Source organism: Ruegeria sp. YKSF131, assembly GCF_059612645.1.
The window spans coordinates 24,042-41,123 of the sequence record NZ_JBXWQZ010000020.1 but is presented as its reverse complement, the minus strand read 5'-3'; the positions used below and the strand labels follow the sequence as shown (position 1 = coordinate 41,123).

Annotated in this window: 23 protein-coding genes; 5 read left to right on the top strand and 18 right to left on the bottom strand. The window is 57.1% G+C overall.

Features of this window, described 5'->3' with window-relative positions; translation table 11 throughout:
* Positions 1 to 7: 7 nt before the first annotated feature.
* The 5 genes from AC2FLZ_RS09495 to pip form a co-directional block, all read right to left on the bottom strand.
* Positions 8 to 631 (bottom strand): RNA-binding protein, encoded by a 624-nt coding sequence (locus tag AC2FLZ_RS09495; RefSeq protein ID WP_480474799.1) that lies wholly within the window; start codon positions 629 to 631, stop codon positions 8 to 10.
* A gap of 22 nt (positions 632 to 653) precedes the next feature.
* A complete protein-coding gene (nusA, locus tag AC2FLZ_RS09490; RefSeq protein ID WP_480555264.1) occupies positions 654 to 2,273 on the bottom strand; it encodes a transcription termination factor NusA in 1,620 nt (539 codons plus the stop codon).
* Complete coding sequence (gene rimP / locus AC2FLZ_RS09485) at positions 2,273 to 2,863, bottom strand: ribosome maturation factor RimP (RefSeq protein WP_480606548.1); 591 nt, start codon at positions 2,861 to 2,863, stop codon at positions 2,273 to 2,275. The genes nusA and rimP overlap by 1 nt, the downstream gene beginning before the upstream one ends.
* 160 nt (positions 2,864 to 3,023) lie before the next feature.
* Positions 3,024 to 3,845 (bottom strand): ABC transporter substrate-binding protein, encoded by an 822-nt coding sequence (locus AC2FLZ_RS09480; protein ID WP_496882119.1) that lies wholly within the window; start codon positions 3,843 to 3,845, stop codon positions 3,024 to 3,026.
* The gene (pip, locus tag AC2FLZ_RS09475; RefSeq protein WP_496882118.1) at positions 3,842 to 4,819 is read right to left on the bottom strand and encodes a prolyl aminopeptidase; all 978 of its coding nucleotides are present in this window, start codon (positions 4,817 to 4,819) and stop codon (positions 3,842 to 3,844) included. Before pip ends, AC2FLZ_RS09480 begins: the two co-directional genes overlap by 4 nt.
* Positions 4,820 to 4,867: 48 nt before the next feature.
* Here pip and ubiG point away from each other — a divergent pair, with 48 nt between their 5' ends.
* Positions 4,868 to 5,614: a bifunctional 2-polyprenyl-6-hydroxyphenol methylase/3-demethylubiquinol 3-O-methyltransferase UbiG gene (gene ubiG / locus AC2FLZ_RS09470; protein WP_480555269.1), complete on the top strand. Its 747-nt coding sequence runs from the start codon at positions 4,868 to 4,870 to the stop codon at positions 5,612 to 5,614.
* Positions 5,615 to 5,650: 36 nt separating this feature from the next.
* Complete coding sequence (locus tag AC2FLZ_RS09465) at positions 5,651 to 6,145, top strand: hypothetical protein (protein WP_496882117.1); 495 nt, start codon at positions 5,651 to 5,653, stop codon at positions 6,143 to 6,145.
* Between the two features lie 23 nt (positions 6,146 to 6,168).
* Here AC2FLZ_RS09465 and AC2FLZ_RS09460 read toward each other — a convergent pair whose 3' ends face one another.
* From AC2FLZ_RS09460 to AC2FLZ_RS09445, 4 genes are read right to left on the bottom strand one after another with little or no spacing between them, the layout of a single operon-like run.
* Positions 6,169 to 6,609, bottom strand: coding sequence for a MarR family winged helix-turn-helix transcriptional regulator (locus AC2FLZ_RS09460; protein ID WP_480474789.1), 441 nt, complete (start codon positions 6,607 to 6,609; stop codon positions 6,169 to 6,171).
* Between the two features lie 12 nt (positions 6,610 to 6,621).
* Positions 6,622 to 7,452, bottom strand: coding sequence for a carbon-nitrogen hydrolase family protein (locus AC2FLZ_RS09455; protein WP_480520003.1), 831 nt, complete (start codon positions 7,450 to 7,452; stop codon positions 6,622 to 6,624).
* Positions 7,452 to 7,709, bottom strand: coding sequence for a glutaredoxin 3 (gene grxC / locus AC2FLZ_RS09450; RefSeq protein ID WP_480474786.1), 258 nt, complete (start codon positions 7,707 to 7,709; stop codon positions 7,452 to 7,454). Before grxC ends, AC2FLZ_RS09455 begins: the two co-directional genes overlap by 1 nt.
* Positions 7,710 to 7,747: 38 nt before the next feature.
* Positions 7,748 to 8,512 (bottom strand): double zinc ribbon domain-containing protein, encoded by a 765-nt coding sequence (locus AC2FLZ_RS09445; protein ID WP_480474784.1) that lies wholly within the window; start codon positions 8,510 to 8,512, stop codon positions 7,748 to 7,750.
* Here AC2FLZ_RS09445 and AC2FLZ_RS09440 point away from each other — a divergent pair.
* Complete coding sequence (locus tag AC2FLZ_RS09440) at positions 8,493 to 9,323, top strand: methyltransferase domain-containing protein (RefSeq protein ID WP_496715556.1); 831 nt, start codon at positions 8,493 to 8,495, stop codon at positions 9,321 to 9,323. The two genes, AC2FLZ_RS09445 and AC2FLZ_RS09440, sit on opposite strands and share 20 nt — an antisense overlap.
* 57 nt (positions 9,324 to 9,380) lie before the next feature.
* Entirely contained in the window at positions 9,381 to 10,430 is a 1,050-nt protein-coding gene (hemH, locus tag AC2FLZ_RS09435; protein WP_480555271.1) for a ferrochelatase, read from the top strand.
* Positions 10,431 to 10,591: 161 nt separating this feature from the next.
* On the opposite strand, the gene AC2FLZ_RS09430 is transcribed toward hemH, so the two are convergent.
* Entirely contained in the window at positions 10,592 to 10,774 is a 183-nt protein-coding gene (locus tag AC2FLZ_RS09430) for a hypothetical protein (protein ID WP_480474781.1), read from the bottom strand.
* Between the two features lie 139 nt (positions 10,775 to 10,913).
* Positions 10,914 to 11,513, bottom strand: a complete 600-nt coding sequence (locus AC2FLZ_RS09425) for a L,D-transpeptidase (RefSeq protein WP_480474779.1) — start codon at positions 11,511 to 11,513, stop codon at positions 10,914 to 10,916.
* 169 nt (positions 11,514 to 11,682) lie between these two features.
* Here AC2FLZ_RS09425 and dalA point away from each other — a divergent pair, with 169 nt between their 5' ends.
* A complete protein-coding gene (gene dalA, locus AC2FLZ_RS09420) occupies positions 11,683 to 12,198 on the top strand; it encodes a divisome-associated lipoprotein DalA (protein WP_209507204.1) in 516 nt (171 codons plus the stop codon).
* A gap of 53 nt (positions 12,199 to 12,251) precedes the next feature.
* Here the strand turns inward: dalA and AC2FLZ_RS09415 are convergent, their stop codons facing one another.
* The 7 genes from AC2FLZ_RS09415 to AC2FLZ_RS09385 all read right to left on the bottom strand — a co-directional run bounded on the left by AC2FLZ_RS09415 (position 12,252) and on the right by AC2FLZ_RS09385 (position 17,033).
* Positions 12,252 to 12,716, bottom strand: coding sequence for a PTS sugar transporter subunit IIA (locus AC2FLZ_RS09415; RefSeq protein WP_267363095.1), 465 nt, complete (start codon positions 12,714 to 12,716; stop codon positions 12,252 to 12,254).
* Between the two features lie 57 nt (positions 12,717 to 12,773).
* Complete coding sequence (gene hpf, locus AC2FLZ_RS09410) at positions 12,774 to 13,337, bottom strand: ribosome hibernation-promoting factor, HPF/YfiA family (protein WP_480474777.1); 564 nt, start codon at positions 13,335 to 13,337, stop codon at positions 12,774 to 12,776.
* Positions 13,338 to 13,589: 252 nt separating this feature from the next.
* Positions 13,590 to 14,348: an LPS export ABC transporter ATP-binding protein gene (gene lptB, locus AC2FLZ_RS09405; RefSeq protein WP_480474775.1), complete on the bottom strand. Its 759-nt coding sequence runs from the start codon at positions 14,346 to 14,348 to the stop codon at positions 13,590 to 13,592.
* Positions 14,348 to 14,839 carry an LptA/OstA family protein gene (locus tag AC2FLZ_RS09400; protein ID WP_480555273.1) on the bottom strand — a complete coding sequence of 164 codons (492 nt, stop codon included), beginning with the start codon at positions 14,837 to 14,839 and terminating at the stop codon, positions 14,348 to 14,350. Before AC2FLZ_RS09400 ends, lptB begins: the two co-directional genes overlap by 1 nt.
* Positions 14,840 to 14,842: 3 nt before the next feature.
* Complete coding sequence (gene lptC, locus AC2FLZ_RS09395; RefSeq protein WP_480520011.1) at positions 14,843 to 15,442, bottom strand: LPS export ABC transporter periplasmic protein LptC; 600 nt, start codon at positions 15,440 to 15,442, stop codon at positions 14,843 to 14,845.
* 11 nt (positions 15,443 to 15,453) lie between these two features.
* Positions 15,454 to 16,422, bottom strand: coding sequence for a KpsF/GutQ family sugar-phosphate isomerase (locus AC2FLZ_RS09390; protein ID WP_480474771.1), 969 nt, complete (start codon positions 16,420 to 16,422; stop codon positions 15,454 to 15,456).
* Positions 16,419 to 17,033, bottom strand: coding sequence for a ribonuclease D (locus tag AC2FLZ_RS09385; RefSeq protein ID WP_480474769.1), 615 nt, complete (start codon positions 17,031 to 17,033; stop codon positions 16,419 to 16,421). Before AC2FLZ_RS09385 ends, AC2FLZ_RS09390 begins: the two co-directional genes overlap by 4 nt.
* Positions 17,034 to 17,082: the final 49 nt, after the last annotated feature.

Here is a 17,082-nt window from a genome sequence, read left to right as displayed (position 1 = left end):
AAGCTTCTTACCCTTCCGCGCGGCCCTTGCCGCCGTCATCCGTTTCGCGCAAGCCACGCAGGCGCTGCGCTTCCTCTACAACACGTTTGGCGAGTCCGCCAGAGGCCAAGGCCGCATGAATCACCGTTTGGCGCCCAAATGCTTGCCCTAATTCGTCTGCCGTCAGCCAACCGATGTATTTTCCTAAGTGCGGCGTACTGAGCTTCGACTTGCCACGCCCCGATCCATCAGTGGCCTGAATCAGCACCTGAGCCTCTTCCCGGTCCAGCCACGACTTGACCTTTTCATACCCGGCAACCGCGTCGCCGGACTTGCGCGCCAGACTGAGCAACTCAATCACACGGCGCGCGATCTGTTTTTCAACCTCTGCCGTCAGGTCCTGAGGCACGGTCACCTGTGCCTTGAACCCCCGCGCAAACAGTTTCTTGCCAATGGCCTTGTCCAGCGCGGCACGATCCGCCGCCACATAAACGCCCCGCCCCGGCAACTTTGCCGCGACATCCGGAAAGACCTGACCGTCCGGCCCCGTCACAAAGCGGATCAAGCCATATTTAGGCTGAACCTCGCCTGTGGCGATGCACTTACGTTCGGGTCCGTCAGACCGATCCTTATGGACGCCACCGCGACCCATACGCGCCACCCGAGACCTGAGATCAGGCCTCGACCTCCTCGTCTGCTGCGTCGTCGTCGATGTCTTCTTCCGCCTGCTCCAGCTCGGCCGGATCAACCCAACCCAACAGGATACGCGCAGTCATGACCATGTCTTGTGCTTCTTCGAGCGTGACGCCAAAGGGCTCCAGAACGCCATCATCCTTGACGCGTTCACCGTCAACTGTGGTCCAGCCACCGGCCAGTTCCCAGTCTGCACAGGTTGCGAAGTCTTCCAGCGTCTTCACATCGTCCTTGGCCAGAGCCTCTACCATCTGGGGTGTCAGGCCTTCGAATTCAATGAGGCTATCCTCGGCACCCAGTGCGCGCGCGGCATCCAGAGCGGCTTTGGCCTGGGCTTCCAGGAATTCACGCGCCCGGGTCTGAAGTTCCTGCGCGGTGCCTTCATCGACGCCGTCAATGACCAGAAGTTCATCAATCTCGACATAGGCAACTTCTTCGAGATTGGTGAAGCCTTCGGACACCAGCAGCTGCGCAAAGAATTCGTCCAGATCCAGACTGTCCATGAACAGCTTGGTACGAGATTCGAATTCCTTCTGACGGCGTGCTGATTCTTCAGCTTCGGTCATGATGTCGATGTCCAGGCCGGTCAGTTGGCTTGCCAGACGCACGTTCTGACCGCGACGACCGATTGCAAGAGACAGTTGCTCTTCAGGAACCACAACCTCGATCTTGCCTGCTTCTTCGTCCAGAACAACCTTCGAAACCTCGGCAGGTTGCAACGCGTTAACCAGGAAGGTCGGTTGGTCTTCGTTCCACGGGATGATGTCAATCTTCTCACCCTGCAGTTCGTTCACAACGGCCTGTACGCGGCTGCCGCGCATACCAACGCAAGCGCCAACGGGATCAATCGAGCCGTCATAGGAAATTACGGCGATCTTGGCGCGTGAACCTGGGTCACGGGCCACGGCCTTGACCTCGATGATACCGTCATAGATTTCCGGTACTTCCATCTTGAACAGCTCGGCCATGAATTCCGGAGCGGTACGCGACAGGAAGATCTGGTGGCCACGCACTTCGCGGCGGACTTCCTTGATATACGCGCGCACACGATCATTCGGGCGATAGCTTTCGCGCCCAATCTTGTCGTTGCGGCGCAGAACGGCCTCGGCACCGCCCAGATCGACGATAACATTGCCGAATTCTTCGCGCTTGACGGCACCGTTGATGATGGTGCCCGCACGATCCTTGAATTCTTCATACTGACGATCACGCTCGGCTTCGCGGACCTTTTGCAGGATCACTTGCTTGGCGGACTGCGCCGCGATCCGACCCATTTCGACCGGCGGCACTTCTTCAACAAAAACGTCACCGACCTGCGGGTCTTCCATGTACTGTTTGGCCTGTTCAACGGTGAATTCGGCCTGATAGTTCTCAAGCTCGTCATCCTCGACCACGGTGCGCACACGGGTGAATGTCGCCTTGCCGGTCTTGCGGTCGATCGACACGCGAATGTCCATCTCGGCGCCGTAGCGGCTCTTGGCAGCGCGGGCGAGCGATTCCTCCATCGCTTCGACAACCAGACCGGGGTCGATCATCTTTTCGCGGGCCACGGCCTCGGCAGTCTGCAGCAGCTCCAGCTGGTTGGCTGAGGTAATTGCCATCAGTTCGTCTCCTCTTCGGACCCTTCGGTCTCAATCTCGTCGAAAGCTTTTTCGTTCAGGGCGCCCATATCTTTGCGCTGGCGCAGCATTTCTTTGATCAGATCATCGGTCAGGACCAGCTTGGCATCACTCAGCCAGTCGAATTGCAGGCCGATTGTGATCGTCTCGGACCCTTCGGGAATATTGATCAGAACCTCTTCCCCTTCGATCCCGGCCAGTTCCCCTTTGAACCGGCGGCGGCCATCGATCAGTTCAGAGGTTTCGATCTTGGCCTCATACCCCTCAAAAGTCTCAAAATCCTTGAGGCGCGTCAGGGGGCGGTCGATACCGGGGCTGGACACCTCAAGCGTATAGGCGTCGAGGATCGGGTCCTCCACATCCAGGGTGGCGCTGACCGCATTCGAAATCTCGGCGCAGTCATCCACTTCGATGCCGCCTTCGGGTTTGTCAGCCATGATTTGCAGCGTGGTCTGCTTGCCACTCATCAGCCGGACACGGACCAGCTCATACCCCAGGTCTTCGATCACCGGGGTGATGATCTCGGCAAGTCGCCGGTCGATGGCAGCTTTGGCTATCAGGTCGTTTGTCATCAGGTTCTCTACCCCGTCAATCGGGCACAAAAAAACGGGCGCGCGGCCCGTCGAATTTTCCGGTGGAGCCTTGGACCGGAAGTCCAACGCGCCGCTGTTGAAACTGCATATACGCAGGATGATCCGAGTCTGCAACCCCCGACAGAAGTATCACCCGGAATTACACGATCCACCACCGTTCAGCGATACGACCGTCGTCCAGAACCGTGCGTCCGGCAATCTGCCGCGGCAATCCCACCGTCCCAGAGACGGCCAGTGCCATATCGGTCTCGGAAGGATGGAAGCGAAGACCGCGCGTACTGCGGATCTCGGACGGATCTGGGAAAGCCGCAATATCGACGTAGCCATCGCGCAATGCCTCGGCGCGGACACGGGCATCGGGAATAACGATCACTTCGAATGCATCGACCCAACCGGCCTGACCGTCCTTGTAATGTCCCGAAACACGGCGACCCAGGAAATGTCGCCCGTCTTCGGCGCGCTCGACACGGTAGCAACCCGTACCGTTGGCCCTGTGTAGCGGCGTGACGCCTTCGCCATTGCGGGCAATGGCAAAACGACTTTCCGCCAAAAGGAATGGAAGGCCCGGATTTGCCTCGGCCAGTTCCAGCCGCAAACGGTTGGCGGTCAATGCCTCGGTATACCCGACTTCGGCCAATACGGTCGCAACGTCTGAGATGTCCAAAGGCGCGCCGTCGTGGAACACCGCATCATTGCGCAGATCAAAGCTCCAGACCTTCGCATCGGCGTTGGTTTGCCAGCCCGTCGCAAGCTCGCCCCGCAAAGTGCCATCTGGGGCGATCTCGGTCAGCGTGTCGAAAACCGCACCGCGTGCCACCTGCTCAAGACTGTCGTCGCGCGGCACGGCCAATCGCAGCGTGCCGCCTTTCTCGGGTCTGTCCGCCAGGGACGCGCCTGTCGCGGCAAGCAGCGCGGCGGCGGCACCCGAAGCAAACAAGGCACGGCGGTCGATGCGTGTCATGCCAAACCCTCCGCCACGCGATCCATGATCCGGATCAGTTCTGCGCTGATCCCGGGTTCAGAAAGCGCATGACCGGCCTGTCGTACCATCTTAATCTCAGCATTCGGCCAGCGTTCGCTTAGCGACCAGGCGGCCTGCGGCGGGCAAATCATGTCGTATCGCCCCTGCACGATGTGACCCGGGATATGAGCGATCCGGTCCATTTGATCTAGGATCTGCCCATCCTTTTCCAGGAAGACCTTATTGTAGAAATAGTGATTCTCGAGCCGGGCAAATGTACGGGCGTATTCGCCGGGACTTTCGCCCACTGATCCATTCGTGTGGATCGATGCCAGCGCATTTTCCCAGTGCGACCATGCCCGCGCATACAGGGTCTCGGTCGCGCGGTCCCCCGAGAACAGGCGTTTGTTATAGGCGGTGATGGTGTCCTTCAGCTCGGCCTCGGGCAAAAGCGCGGTGAATTTCTGCCACTGCTCCGGCCAGAAACGCCCCACTCCGCCGCCATAAAACCAGTCAAGTTCAGCCTGAGTTGCCAGAAACACGCCCCGCAGCACCAAACGGCTGACCCTGTCGGGATGCGACTGCGCGTAGATCAGCGCAAGCGTCGCGCCCCAGCTGCCGCCAAAAGCTATCCATTCATCAATCTCGAACAGTTCGCGCAACCGCTCAATGTCGGCCACTAAATGCCAAGTCGTGTTGTTTTCAACCGAAGCCGTGGGGCGCGACCGGCCACACCCACGCTGATCAAATAGAATCACCCTGTACGCATGCGGATCAAAGTAGCGGCGCATAGCAGGGCTGCAACCGCCACCCGGACCGCCATGCAGGATCAGCACCGGTATGCCTTCGGGATTACCGCATTGTTCCACATAGATACGGTGCCCGTCGCCCATATCGACCATACGCTGGTCGAACGGGTCGATCGGCGGGTACAGATATTGAACTGCGCGCTTTTGGTCCGGGTACTTGTCCATTATGGCCCTATATAGTCCTTAAGCGTAAAAGAGCATACGGAGACAGGAATGCAAGCGCATCCGAACACGGTGGATCCATCCGAGATCGCAAAATTCGAAGCGATGGCGGCGGAATGGTGGGATCCTCATGGGAAATTCAAACCCTTGCACATGCTGAATCCTTGCCGTTTGGATTATATCACACAGCAGATCGCCGGTGAATTCGACCGCGATCTGAAAGTGCGGAAACCGTTCGAAGGTCTGCGCCTGTTGGATATCGGTTGTGGCGGTGGTCTGCTGAGCGAACCGATGGCGCGTCTGGGGGCCGAGGTCGTCGGGGCCGATGCCGCCGGAGGCAACCTGCCTATTGCGCGTATCCATGCCGAGCAGTCCGGTTTGCAGATCGACTATCGCCACACCACAGCCGAAGACATGGCCGCCGCGGGTGAGCAGTTCGACGTGGTCCTGAACATGGAAGTGGTCGAGCATGTGGCCGACCCGGCGGGTTTCCTGACCGCCTCGCAGCAGTTGCTCAGGCCCGGCGGGCTGCTGATCTGCTCAACCATCAACCGCAACCCGAAATCTTATGCGATGGCTATTTTCGGGGCCGAGGTGGTAATGCGCTGGCTGCCGCGCGGCACGCATGAGTGGAACAAGTTCATCACCCCTGACGAGTTGTTCGACCTGCTGCGCCAAGCGGGGGTCGAGCCGGTGGACCGCAAGGGTTTCGTGTTCAACCCGATCCTGTGGAGCTGGTCGATTTCGGACCGGGATTTAAGCGTGAACTATGTGACGGCAAGTGTGAAACCGGGGTAAAGGTAGTCACGAAAACCAAATTAGGAAAACCTGTCGATGTGGGGCAAAAGATTTTTTGATGTTCCGGTCTATCGCTTGAAAGAAGAAAAGTACCAGCAACAATTGAGCGCGAAGATTGATCGCGACATGAGAGAAATAGTAGGATCAGACATTCCTGAAGACATCCTTTCGCGGAATCGCAAAATGCGAGTCGAACATCAACGGCTGAAGTTCGGAACGTGGGATTTCAACGAAATCATCGACTACATCCGGCTTTATTTTCGCGGGTCAAAAGTTCTTGGTGAATATTTTAGCGCTGAAAAGAAACGTGCGGTCTTAACCAGACGGAAAGTCTTTTTGTACAAGACTTATAAACTCGCCGCAGATCTCAACATTCCCGCGAACGCCACAAACGAAGAAGTGTTTAGCTTCATCAAGGAGTATCTAGAGCGATGCAAAAAGGAACTGAGGAAAGATAGATTTATCGACACCACATTCTTGGAACAGATTGGGCCACACGTCGATTGGAACACGCTTCGGCAAGAAGACTAAAATCACGGCCGTGATCTTGCGTCTCAACCTTGCTCCAACTGCAACCGCAAATCCCGCAGCACCGGCAGTGTCGAACGAACACGGTCGTCCCCCAACTCTCCGACCACGCGGTTGATCAACGGGGCAATCGAGGAAATCGCCTGATCCCGCGCGCGTTTACCGGCGGGGCTGATCGCCACCATCTTGCGGCGGGCATCGTCCCAATCGGGTCGGATGTGGATGTATCCGGCCCATTCCAGCTTGGCCAAGGTGTTGGTCATCGCGCCGCGGGTGACGTGGAACGTGTTGGCCAGCTGCGCCGGGCTGCGCTCATCCGCGACAAAAGCCAGGTGGTTCAGAACCGAGAAATGCGAGATTTCCATGCCCTTGGGCAGCACGCGGCTAAGCCGGTTCCGCAATAGCTGGTCGGCGGTCAGGATCTCGCTGAACAGCGTGACCGCAAGGGCATTGGTGTCGTCTGTCATTGTTCCGTTCTGTCAGGGTCCGTCGAAGGATCGGCGGTGGTGCAGTGAAGGGACACGTCGGCGTGCCTCAGTTACAGAACTATCATCCAAATCGAAAATGTGAATGCCTGGATCGGTCCCTGCGTCGATCAGCACCTTTCCCCACGGGTCGACGACCATGCTGTGACCGTGAGTATAGCGTGTTTTACCGCCGGTTTTTGGATGTTCCCCAGTTTGGGCCGGGGCCAGCACCCAGCACCCGGTTTCGATTGCACGTGCGCGCAGCAAGGCCTCCCAATGCGCGGCACCCGTGACCGGCGAGAACGCGGCCGGGACGGTCAGAATGCGCGCGCCCGCCTCCGCCAGTGCCGCGTGCAAATATGGAAAGCGGATATCGTAACAGATGGTCAGACCAACCTTGCCGAAATCCGTTTCGGCGATAACCGCTTTTTCGCCTGGGCGGTAATTCTTTGATTCGCGGAACGTCTCGGTCTCGGTGACCTGCACATCGAACATATGGATCTTGTCATACCGCGCCACGATCTGACCTTGCGGTCCGATCATAAAGCAGCGGTTGGCAAAACGACCGTCATTGTCATGAGTCTTGAGCCCCAACGAGCCGATCAGAAGCCATACACCCAGATCAGCAGCCTGTTCGCGCAGGCCCGCCAAGGTGATGTCATCTTCTTCATGTTGTAAAACCGCGCGCTGCCGTGTGGTGCTGGTCGAAACGCAATTCGTAACCTCTGGCGTCAGAACAAAGCGGGCGCCCTGTTCTGCCGCTTCAGCCATCAGGCCTCGTACCATCCCGAGGTTTTCAGCCGGATCGTCCGACGAGGTGACTTGCAGCAGCGCGGTTTTCATCAGGCCGCAAGCAGACGGTCAAGCTTGCCCTGACGCTCCAACTCGTACAAATCATCGCAACCGCCGACATGCGTGGTGCCGATGAAAATCTGCGGGACCGTGCGTTTGCCTCCGGCACGTTGAATCATTTCAGGTTTGCGTTTGGGGTGCATCAGCACGTCGATTTCCTTGAACTCAACACCTTTCTGCTTCAGAAGGCGTTTGGCTGCATGACAATACCCGCACAGTGGCGATGTATAGATCTCTACCGACTTCATTTTCCGTTCCCTTCGGATTTCGCGCAATCTTGGGCGAATTAGGCATTCTTAGCAACGCGCGCCAGAGCCAACACAAAAATATGATTTGCCCCCGCCGCCTGACAGACCCGAGTGCATGCGGCCAGTGTTGCCCCGGACGTCATCACGTCGTCTACCAGCAAGACGTTCCGGCCAGTTAGATGGCGGGCATTTCGGGGTTGAAGGCATATCGCGTCTTCCAAGATCTGTGCCCGCTCGGCTGCTGTTTTGCCGTCCAGCACCGGCGTCTTTTTTTTGCGAATCAACAAATCGGGCACGCATTTCAATCCTGTCTCACGCCCCAGGTTCTGCGCCAAGAGAGCTGACTGGTTGTATCGCCTTTTGAGCAAGCGTGACCAATGCAGAGGAACCGGAGCAATCACCATACCCGCTCGCAGCAATGGGCGCCCTGCCTGCGCCATCCACTGCGCGGCAGGGCGGGCCAGTTCGGGCTGATCACCATGTTTCAACGCCAGGATCAGTGACCGCGCCTTGCCGTCATACAAAAGCGCGGCGCGGCCTGCCCTCCAGGGGCGCGCGGTCTTCAGGCAATCATCGCACTCGGTCCGAAACTCGTCCTGCCCTCCGATCAGGGGCAGACCGCAACTTTCACAGACCGTGCCGCCAATGAATGGCGTTTCCCGCCAGCACGGGCCACACAGGCCAAAATCGGACTCGGTCAGGTCGCCGCACCCCATGCAACGTGGTGGATAAATCAGCGCAAGTGCGGTTTGAATCCGTTGCGCGATACGATACTTGCCAGTTATGAAACTGCCCGAACCCACTGCATCCTCACTTTTTGACCGTGCCGCCATTCTGCGTCATCGCAACCGCGTGCAGGATGACGCCCTTTTTCTGCACCGCGTCGCGATGGACGAGGTTCAGGATCGGCTCTCCATGGTTAACAAAACCTTTACGGCGGCAGCGATCGTGACGGCCTACCCACAGCTTTGGACGGACGCTTTTCCCGAAGCCTCGATCGTTGCGGATAACGACGTGCTGGCACTGCAACCCGGCGCACATGATCTGGTGATCCACGCCATGACACTGCATTGTGCAAACGATCCGGTAGGTCAGTTGATCCAATGCCACCGCGCGCTTAAGCCCGATGGGTTGTTGCTGATTGTTTGTCTGGGCGGCGAAACGCTGCACGAATTGCGCGCGGCGTTGGGTCAGGCCGAGATTGACGTTACCGGTGGCCTCAGCCCCCGCATCGCTCCAATGGCCGAGCTGCGGGACATGGGCGGTTTGTTGCAGCGGGCCGGTCTGGCCTTGCCCGTCGCAGACTCGGTGACACTCACGGCTGAGTACCGTGACATCTGGCACCTGATGCACGATCTGCGGAATATGGGTGAGGCCAATGCGTTATCCGCGCGCCTGAAACACCCGACCAAACGCGCAGTATTTGAAACCGCGCAAAACGTCTACGCGACTCATTTCACCACGGGGTCCGGGCGCCTGGCAGCCACGTTCGAACTGATCTGCCTGACGGGATGGGCCCCCCACGACAGTCAACCAAAGCCACTGCGTCCCGGGTCGGCGCAAACACGTTTGGCTGACGCCTTGCGCACCGACGAGGGCAAACTGCCCGATTGACGCGCGACCAAATCCCCTTATTTCAGGCCCTAACGCAAGAAATTCAGGAAGCCTCATATGTTTGATGCCACGCGACCCGCTCATGCTCCTACGGATCACCCCAAGATCAGGATGGGGCGCGTCGGCATATTGCTGGCCAATCTGGGCACGCCGGACGATTACACCTATTGGCCGATGCGTCGGTATCTGAATGAGTTTTTGTCGGATCAGCGCGTCATCGATTATCCGAAGTGGAAATGGCAGCCGATTCTGCAGGCGATCATCCTGACTAAACGGCCATTCAGTTCCGGCGAGGCATACAAATCAATCTGGAATCAGGAAAAGGGCGAAAGCCCGCTGATGACCATCACCAAGGACCAGACTGCCAAGCTGAGCCAGGCCATGCACGCACGATACGGTGATCAGGTCATGGTCGATTTCTGTATGCGTTACGGCAACCCGTCGACCAAATCCAAAGTGCGCGAGATGGTAGCGGCAGGGTGCGATCGCATCTTGTTCTTTCCGCTTTACCCTCAATACGCTGGCGCAACGACGGCCACCGCCAACGACCAGTTCTTTCGCGCGCTGATGGACGAAGCCTGGCAGCCCGCCACGCGAACCGTTCCGGCCTATTTCGATGAACCTATTTATATCGATGCGCTGGCACAGTCAGTTGAACGTGCATACGAGGCTATGGAAACAAAACCCGACATTCTGGTCTGCTCATATCATGGGATGCCCGAGCGGTATTTGCAGCAGGGCGATCCCTATCACTGTCAGTGTGCTAAAACGACGAGGCTGTTAAAGGAGCGATTGGGCTGGGCGGATGATCAATTGGTATCGACCTTCCAGTCGCGCTTTGGCCCCGAAGAATGGTTGAAACCTTACACTGTGGATCACGTGGCCGACCTGGCGAAGCAAGGCAAAAAGAACATTGCTGTTATTGCCCCGGCGTTTTCTGCGGACTGCATCGAAACGCTGGAAGAGATTAACGAAGAAATCAAAGAGAGCTTCGAAGAAGCAGGCGGCGAGACGTTTACCTATATTCCATGCCTTAACGATGACGATGCCCATATCACAGCACTTGGAAAGGTGATCGAAGACAATCTGCGCGGGTGGCTGGCGTAAAGCGTTTCCAGAACACAAGCCAAATCTCTTATGAGAACGTCAGGCTCGGCTTGATACTGGCGCGTCAGTATCCCTTCGGCGCGCAACAGGCTTGAAGACCTGTTGGAATTAAAAAAGGCGGTGGATTGCTCCACCGCCTTTTTCATGAATTCCGTGTCGGATTAGCTTGCAGCAACAGCAGCAGCAACAACGACCAGCAGGATCAGCGGCAGCAGAATGCCCTGCGACGAACCCTGAGTTTCTTCAACAACAACTGGTGCTTCAACAACCGGCTCATTCAGGTTGCCAGCATATGCAGTCGAAGCTGCTGCAGTCAGAGCTGCGGCGAGAACGAGTTTCTTCATATTAACCTCCAGAATTTGCACGGTTCCAATATCCGGAGCCGCACATCTAAGACTTACCTCGTAGTTTTTTCTAATCAGCATTAGAGCGGGAATGCAATTGCAACTTGACCTGTAAGCGGCTTCGCACACAAAAATGTCGTCATATTAGCAACACTTGCGTGCCAACCTTTGCCATCGAAAACAGCTCGGCGATGTCTTCGTTGAAAAGGCCGATGCATCCATTCGACGATCTGCGACCAATTTTACGCGTATCATGGGTGCCGTGAATGCGATAGTACTTCCAGCTCAGGTATAAAGCGTGTGTTCCCAATGGGTTATCAGGACCCGGAGGAATATAGTCCGGCCATTCCGGATTTCGCTTTTTCATCGACGGCGTCGGAGACCAGCTCGGGCCTTCGACCTTGCGGATCACACTGGTGCGCCCGCGCCGGGTAAGGTCTTCGGTCAGCGGAACCGACGACGGGTACAATTTGTACACCGATTGATCATCCGACCAATAATGCAGCGCTCTTGAGACGGTATCGACCAATATGGCGCCATTTCTGGTGTTCGAGAAATACGGTTGCCAATCCAATGCCCGGAACCCGGATACGTTGCGGCGAACCGCTGGTTCACTCTCGGGCGCGGGACGTAGCGGGTCGCCTGGGATATACTGCGCCAGTGCCGGTGTCGCCAGAGTGGCGGTAGCCCCTGCTAGAAATCCCCTGCGGGTAGGCGAAAGAATGCGCTTTTTTACCATGACAACGGGTCCTGTGTTTTGGTGAAGTCTGAAATCAGAGGCATTCTATGGCCAGAATGCTTCAGTCGCAAACCAAACCGGCAGAATCACGCAAGTTGTGGCCATTGCGCGTTTGCTCAGAACAAGCAGGCACGCTATGCCCTGTTGTGATACAATAATCAGGTCGAACATGACGCGCATCGTTTCTTTACTGTTGATTTGCTTTGTCGCGCTTGCGGCATGTACCAACACTGGCTCAACCACCCTGGGATCTGATGGTCGCCCATTGCCGACCGTATATAAGATCCGCGGCAATCCGGAAAAGCTGCAGTTCCGCATGCTTGATTCGGTCAATGCCTTGCGTCAGGCCCAGGGATTGCAGCCCGTACAGCTGAACGCGCAGCTGAACGCAGCGGCGGCGACTCATTCGAAGGATATGTCGCGGCAGAACCGGCCCTGGCACTTTGGTTCAGACGGTTCATCACCGATCGACCGGGCAGCGCGTGTTGGCTATTTCGGCACGTTTCTGGGGGAAGCCATTTCCGAAACTTACGAGACCGAGACTGAAACGCTTGCCGCCTGGATGCAGGAACCCGGACCGAGGGCTGTCATAATGGACGCCAAGGCCACCCAAATGGGATTCGCCTGGCATCAGGAAGGCGGTGGTAAAATCTGGTGGACGCTGGAAATGGGAACCGGCGGCTGATCCGGCCAAACGGAAAGAAAAAAGCCCCCGGTTTTCGGGGGCTTTTTTGTTAATCAGGCGGCTTGCATAGACTGCGCCTCGGTCAGGATCGCATAGAGCTTTACCGGATCAGGGTTCGCCCGGAGCTTGGTGCAAACCGAAGTATCCCGTAATGTGCGAGACACTAGAGCCAGAGCTTTGAGGTGATCAACGCCCGCCTCTTCCGGTGCAAACAGCGCGAAGGCAATGTCCACAGGCTGGCGATCAACCGAACCGAAATCGATCGGCTTCTCAAGCATGACAAAAACACCTGACACCGAATCAAGATCGGGCAGGCGCGCATGTGGCAACGCCACACCATGGCCGACACCGGTCGGTCCAAGGCTTTCCCGCTCCAGCAGGAAATCAACCGCTTCCTGAGGATCGATACCCAGCGTCGCCGCGGCGACGTCACCGATTTCCTGAAACAGCCGCTTCTTGCTGGAAGCCGCGGACAAAACACGCACCGCTTCGGGCTTCAGTATGCTCGAAAGCTCCATGATCACGCTCCATGGCACGCACCCGCATCAGCGGGCGCGGCCCCGTATCCTTGCCTGTTACGGATCAATCCAGCCGATATTACCGTCATCGCGACGATAAACGACATTCAATCCGTCCTTGTTTTCATTTCTGAACACCAGTACTGGCGCACCGGCAAGTTCCATTTGCATAACGGCCTCTCCGACGCTCAAAGATGGGATTTTTGTTTCCATCTCGGCCACAATCATTGGCTGAAGCGATTCGGGTTCATCGGCCGACTCCGATTCGTTAGAAGCGAGGATATAAGAGGACGCCCCAAAGAGTTCAACCGGTTCGACCCGATCCTTGTGGTGGTCCTTCAGGCGACGCTTGTAACGACGCAACTGTTTTTCCATTTTATCACAGCATGCCTCAAATGCCGCGTAGATCTCGGTTGCATGGGCTTTGGCCTGAGCCGTCAGGCCAGTGGACAGGTGCACTGTTGTCTCGCATACATATTCATGCGCCGAACGGGAAAAGACGACGTTTGCATCCGTAGGCCGCTGCGCATATTTGCCCACGACCTCATTCAGTTCGGTCTGCACGTGTGTCTGCAACGCCGCACCGATGTCGATCTGTTTTCCGCTGATTTGGTAACGCATGTGATCTCCTTCACAATTCACACCCATTCTGACGCCGCGAAACGCGACGAGCTTGTTTTTATCGGGTGGGGGGTCGAGACATTTTCCGCGGTTGCCTTGTTTCCAGCCCTTCGAAGAAGGGACATCGAGATCCAGACTGGAGCCGGGTAAATGCCATAAGCCAATTGAGGCAAGAGACGAGGGAAGAGTCAATCAAAACAGATGTGTATATACGCGATTTCCGCCATGCAATTGGCACAACTCCGCGCAAGATTATGAAATGCGGAAATTCTCGCCCAGATAGACGCGGCGCACATTCTCGTTTTCGACAACCTCATCAGGTGTGCCGGACATCAAAACCTGACCGTCATGCAGGATATAGGCCCGGTCGACAATTTCCAGCGTTTCCCTGACGTTGTGATCGGTGATCAGCACACCAATACCGCGTTTTTTCAGATCCGCGACCAGATGGCGAATATCCCCGACACTGATCGGGTCAACGCCTGCAAACGGTTCATCCAGCAGCAGGTATTTGGGGTCTGCGGCCAAACAGCGCGCGATCTCGACCCGGCGGCGCTCGCCGCCTGACAACGCCAATGCCGGGGCCCGGCGCAAGTGTTCGATCGAGAAGTCCGACAGCAGCTCTTCCAAACGCTCTTTGCGCTTATGCGCATGAGAGACCGTGATATCCAGAACGGCAGCAATGTTGTCCTCGACGCTCATGCCGCGAAAGATCGACATCTCCTGCGGTAGATAGCCGATCCCCATCCGCGCCCGCCGGTACATCGGCAAAGTAGTCACATTCTGGCCGTCTATCGTGACTTTTCCCGCCTCGGGGAATACAAGTCCCGCAACTGAATAAAACGTTGTGGTCTTACCTGACCCGTTCGGCCCCAGCAGCGCTACCACTTCGGACCGGCCCAACGTCATCGAGACATCGCGGATCACCGTCTTTTTTTTGTAGGACTTCCGCAATTTCTCGATGCGCAGCCCGGAACTGCCCTCGGTCAGTTTCAGGTCGGGACGCGCCATCAGTTGTTTCCCTGCTGCAAGATCGTTTTGACCCGCCCGGTCATGGTCGCAGTGCCCGTAGTCAGGTTGGCGTTCATCTGATCGCCACTGATGATGCTGGGGCCCTGTGTCAGCAGGACATTGCCCTTCATGACAATCTCACCCGAACCGATCTTGTATTCAGCCCAGTCGCCTTCCGCTGCATCCGGCGGGCTGACCAGAACCACATTCTCGGTCGCTTCCATTCGCTCGATCGCCGAGCGTTCCTGATTGTAGATAACCAGCACGCGTTCGGCTGTCAGGCGCATTTCACCCTGCACGACGATAACGTTCCCGATGAACTCGGCCGATCCGTCCTCTTGATTGACGTTCAGGGTTTCCGATGTCACCTCGACCGGCAGGCTCGGATCGGCATTCGCGGACCCAAAAGCCACCTGCGCCTCCTGCGCGATCACGGGCGCGGCGCCCGCGATCAACGCGAGGCACAAAGGAACAAATCGAAAATCGAACACAAGTTATCTTTCTGCTTTTTCAGGCTCGTATACCAGCTTCACACCATCTGTAAAAACAATATGGACTGGCCCGTCCGTTTTTTCAGTGCCAAAGGTCATACGCCCCGCAGAAAAGTTACCGATCGGACCGGTTCCGTTCACCTGCCCCGGCGTGTCGCCCCGGACTTCATCCAACGAGGTATTGAGCAGATCCGTCGTAACCTTGAGACCATCCGCCGTGGTGATGACCACGTCACCAACAAAGGTTGCTGTTCCACTATCCGGACGGATCTGGCCGGAATTCGAATCCAGGGAAATTGTGCCGCCATTGAGCAGCCCAAAGCGGCCGCGAAACTCGGACGCGGTCGGAACCGACGCCTCGGTGCCCTGCCTGGCTTGCACAGCCTCGATATGCACGGTCTCTCCCTTGCGGGTCGTTCCGCGGTAATCCGGCCGCGTTACCACCTGTTGTTCCAGTCTCTCATCAATGTCTTTCTGCGCGAAGGGCACGGATACGTTTGTTTCGATGCTGCGGGACAGCAAGAATACCGTGGACAACATCACAATAGCCGCGAGCGGCAACAGCACCTTAAGGAACTGCACCATGCGGGAATATCTGTCCACTTCAGCCTCCCTCAGCCCAGACCGACACGCAGGCAGTCGTGGATATGAAGCAGCCCCAAAGCCTGACCTGATGTAGCCTCGTCAACCACGAAGAGCGAGGTGATCTTACGGTCATTCATGATCGCGACCGCTTCTTCCGCCAACGCACCCGGGGATATGGTTGTGGGGTTGGGGGTCATTACCTGCTCGGTCGTTTTGTTCAGCAACCCATCCATGTGGCGCCGCAAGTCACCGTCTGTAATGATCCCGGCCAACTGACCCTGCGGGTCCGTTACACCAGCAACACCAAACCCCTTCTGGCTGATTTCGATCAGCGCATCGCTCATCGGAGTATGCGCCGCAACCAGAGGCAGGGCCTCTCCGACATGCATCAAATCCTGTACCGTACTCAATTGCGCACCCAGTTTGCCGCCGGGATGGAAGGCGCGGAAATCCTCGGGTCGGAAATCGCGGTATTTCATAAGGGCAATCGCCAATGCATCGCCCATGGCAAGGGTCAGCGTCGTGGAAATCGACGGCACCATACCATAGCCACAAGCCTCGCCCATCGACGGGATCAGAAGATGTACGTCGGCCTGTTTCATCAATGTGCTGTCAGGTTTGCTGGACAATCCGATCAGCGGAATGCCAAAGCGGCGCGTAAAGGCCAGCAGATTAGCAAGTTCCGGTGCCTCTCCCGAATTCGAGATCGCGAGAACCACATCACCTTTGGAGACCATGCCCAAATCCCCATGGCTGGCCTCTGCCGGATGCACGAAATAGGCAGGCGTTCCGGTGCTGGCCAGCGTGGCCGCAATCTTGTGACCTATGTGGCCTGACTTGCCGATACCGCTGATGATGATGCGCCCGGTGGCCTGAAGGATCAGTTGCACCGCTTCGGCAAAATGCTTGTCCAAACTGTCGGCAAGGACGTCCAGCGCGCGGGCTTCGTCTATGACCACCTGACGGGCGGTTCTCAGGAATGCTTCGGTATCGGTCATGAGTGCGCAAAGATATCCGTTTCGGGCCAACCGGCAAGGTCCAGTTTCGCACGCATCGGCAGGAAGTCAAAACAGGCCTGCGCCATTTCAGTCCGGTCCTCGCGAACCAGACGAATGTTTAGCGCATCGCGCAGCTGATGCAGATAGAGTACGTCTGACGCAGCATAATCCAATTGAGCGTCTGTAAGTGAGACTGCGCCCCAGTCGCTCATCTGTTGCTGTTTGGAAATATCGACACCGATGAGTTCCTGACACAGGTTCTTGAGCCCGTGCCGGTCGGTATAGGTCCGCACCAGGCGGCTGGCGATCTTGGTGCAATAGACCGGCGCGGCCAGAGCACCAAAGGTATGGTACAGGGCGGCGATGTCGAAGCGCCCGAAATGGAACAGCTTCAGTACGTCAGGGTTTTCCAGCATGGCACATAGGTTCGGCGCCTCTGTCTGGCCTTTTTCCACCTGCACGATATGGCTGTTGCCGTCTCCACCCGACATCTGAATCACACACAAGCGGTCACGATGTGGGTTCAGACCCATGGTTTCACAGTCAATGGCCACAACGGGGCCCAGATCCAACCCGTCCGGCAGGTCGTTTTTGTACAAATGGTTCGCCACCCGATTATTCCTTTGTGCGATATCGCCTCCGAGATAGGCGGTTTGGTCC

Bases quoted from the DNA above. Each gene is read 5' to 3' on its own strand.
- AC2FLZ_RS09495 (WP_480474799.1), bottom strand. From the start codon at position 631: ATGGGTCGCGGTGGCGTCCATAAGGATCGGTCTGACGGACCCGAACGT.
- nusA (WP_480555264.1), bottom strand. From the start codon at position 2,273: ATGGCAATTACCTCAGCCAACCAGCTGGAGCTGCTGCAGACTGCCGAG.
- rimP (WP_480606548.1), bottom strand. From the start codon at position 2,863: ATGACAAACGACCTGATAGCCAAAGCTGCCATCGACCGGCGACTTGCC.
- AC2FLZ_RS09480 (WP_496882119.1), bottom strand. From the start codon at position 3,845: ATGACACGCATCGACCGCCGTGCCTTGTTTGCTTCGGGTGCCGCCGCC.
- pip (WP_496882118.1), bottom strand. From the start codon at position 4,819: ATGGACAAGTACCCGGACCAAAAGCGCGCAGTTCAATATCTGTACCCG.
- ubiG (WP_480555269.1), top strand. From the start codon at position 4,868: ATGCAAGCGCATCCGAACACGGTGGATCCATCCGAGATCGCAAAATTC.
- AC2FLZ_RS09465 (WP_496882117.1), top strand. From the start codon at position 5,651: ATGTGGGGCAAAAGATTTTTTGATGTTCCGGTCTATCGCTTGAAAGAA.
- AC2FLZ_RS09460 (WP_480474789.1), bottom strand. From the start codon at position 6,609: ATGACAGACGACACCAATGCCCTTGCGGTCACGCTGTTCAGCGAGATC.
- AC2FLZ_RS09455 (WP_480520003.1), bottom strand. From the start codon at position 7,452: ATGAAAACCGCGCTGCTGCAAGTCACCTCGTCGGACGATCCGGCTGAA.
- grxC (WP_480474786.1), bottom strand. From the start codon at position 7,709: ATGAAGTCGGTAGAGATCTATACATCGCCACTGTGCGGGTATTGTCAT.
- AC2FLZ_RS09440 (WP_496715556.1), top strand. From the start codon at position 8,493: ATGAAACTGCCCGAACCCACTGCATCCTCACTTTTTGACCGTGCCGCC.
- hemH (WP_480555271.1), top strand. From the start codon at position 9,381: ATGTTTGATGCCACGCGACCCGCTCATGCTCCTACGGATCACCCCAAG.
- AC2FLZ_RS09430 (WP_480474781.1), bottom strand. From the start codon at position 10,774: ATGAAGAAACTCGTTCTCGCCGCAGCTCTGACTGCAGCAGCTTCGACT.
- AC2FLZ_RS09425 (WP_480474779.1), bottom strand. From the start codon at position 11,513: ATGGTAAAAAAGCGCATTCTTTCGCCTACCCGCAGGGGATTTCTAGCA.
- dalA (WP_209507204.1), top strand. From the start codon at position 11,683: ATGACGCGCATCGTTTCTTTACTGTTGATTTGCTTTGTCGCGCTTGCG.
- AC2FLZ_RS09415 (WP_267363095.1), bottom strand. From the start codon at position 12,716: ATGGAGCTTTCGAGCATACTGAAGCCCGAAGCGGTGCGTGTTTTGTCC.
- hpf (WP_480474777.1), bottom strand. From the start codon at position 13,337: ATGCGTTACCAAATCAGCGGAAAACAGATCGACATCGGTGCGGCGTTG.
- lptB (WP_480474775.1), bottom strand. From the start codon at position 14,348: ATGGCGCGTCCCGACCTGAAACTGACCGAGGGCAGTTCCGGGCTGCGC.
- AC2FLZ_RS09390 (WP_480474771.1), bottom strand. From the start codon at position 16,422: ATGACCGATACCGAAGCATTCCTGAGAACCGCCCGTCAGGTGGTCATA.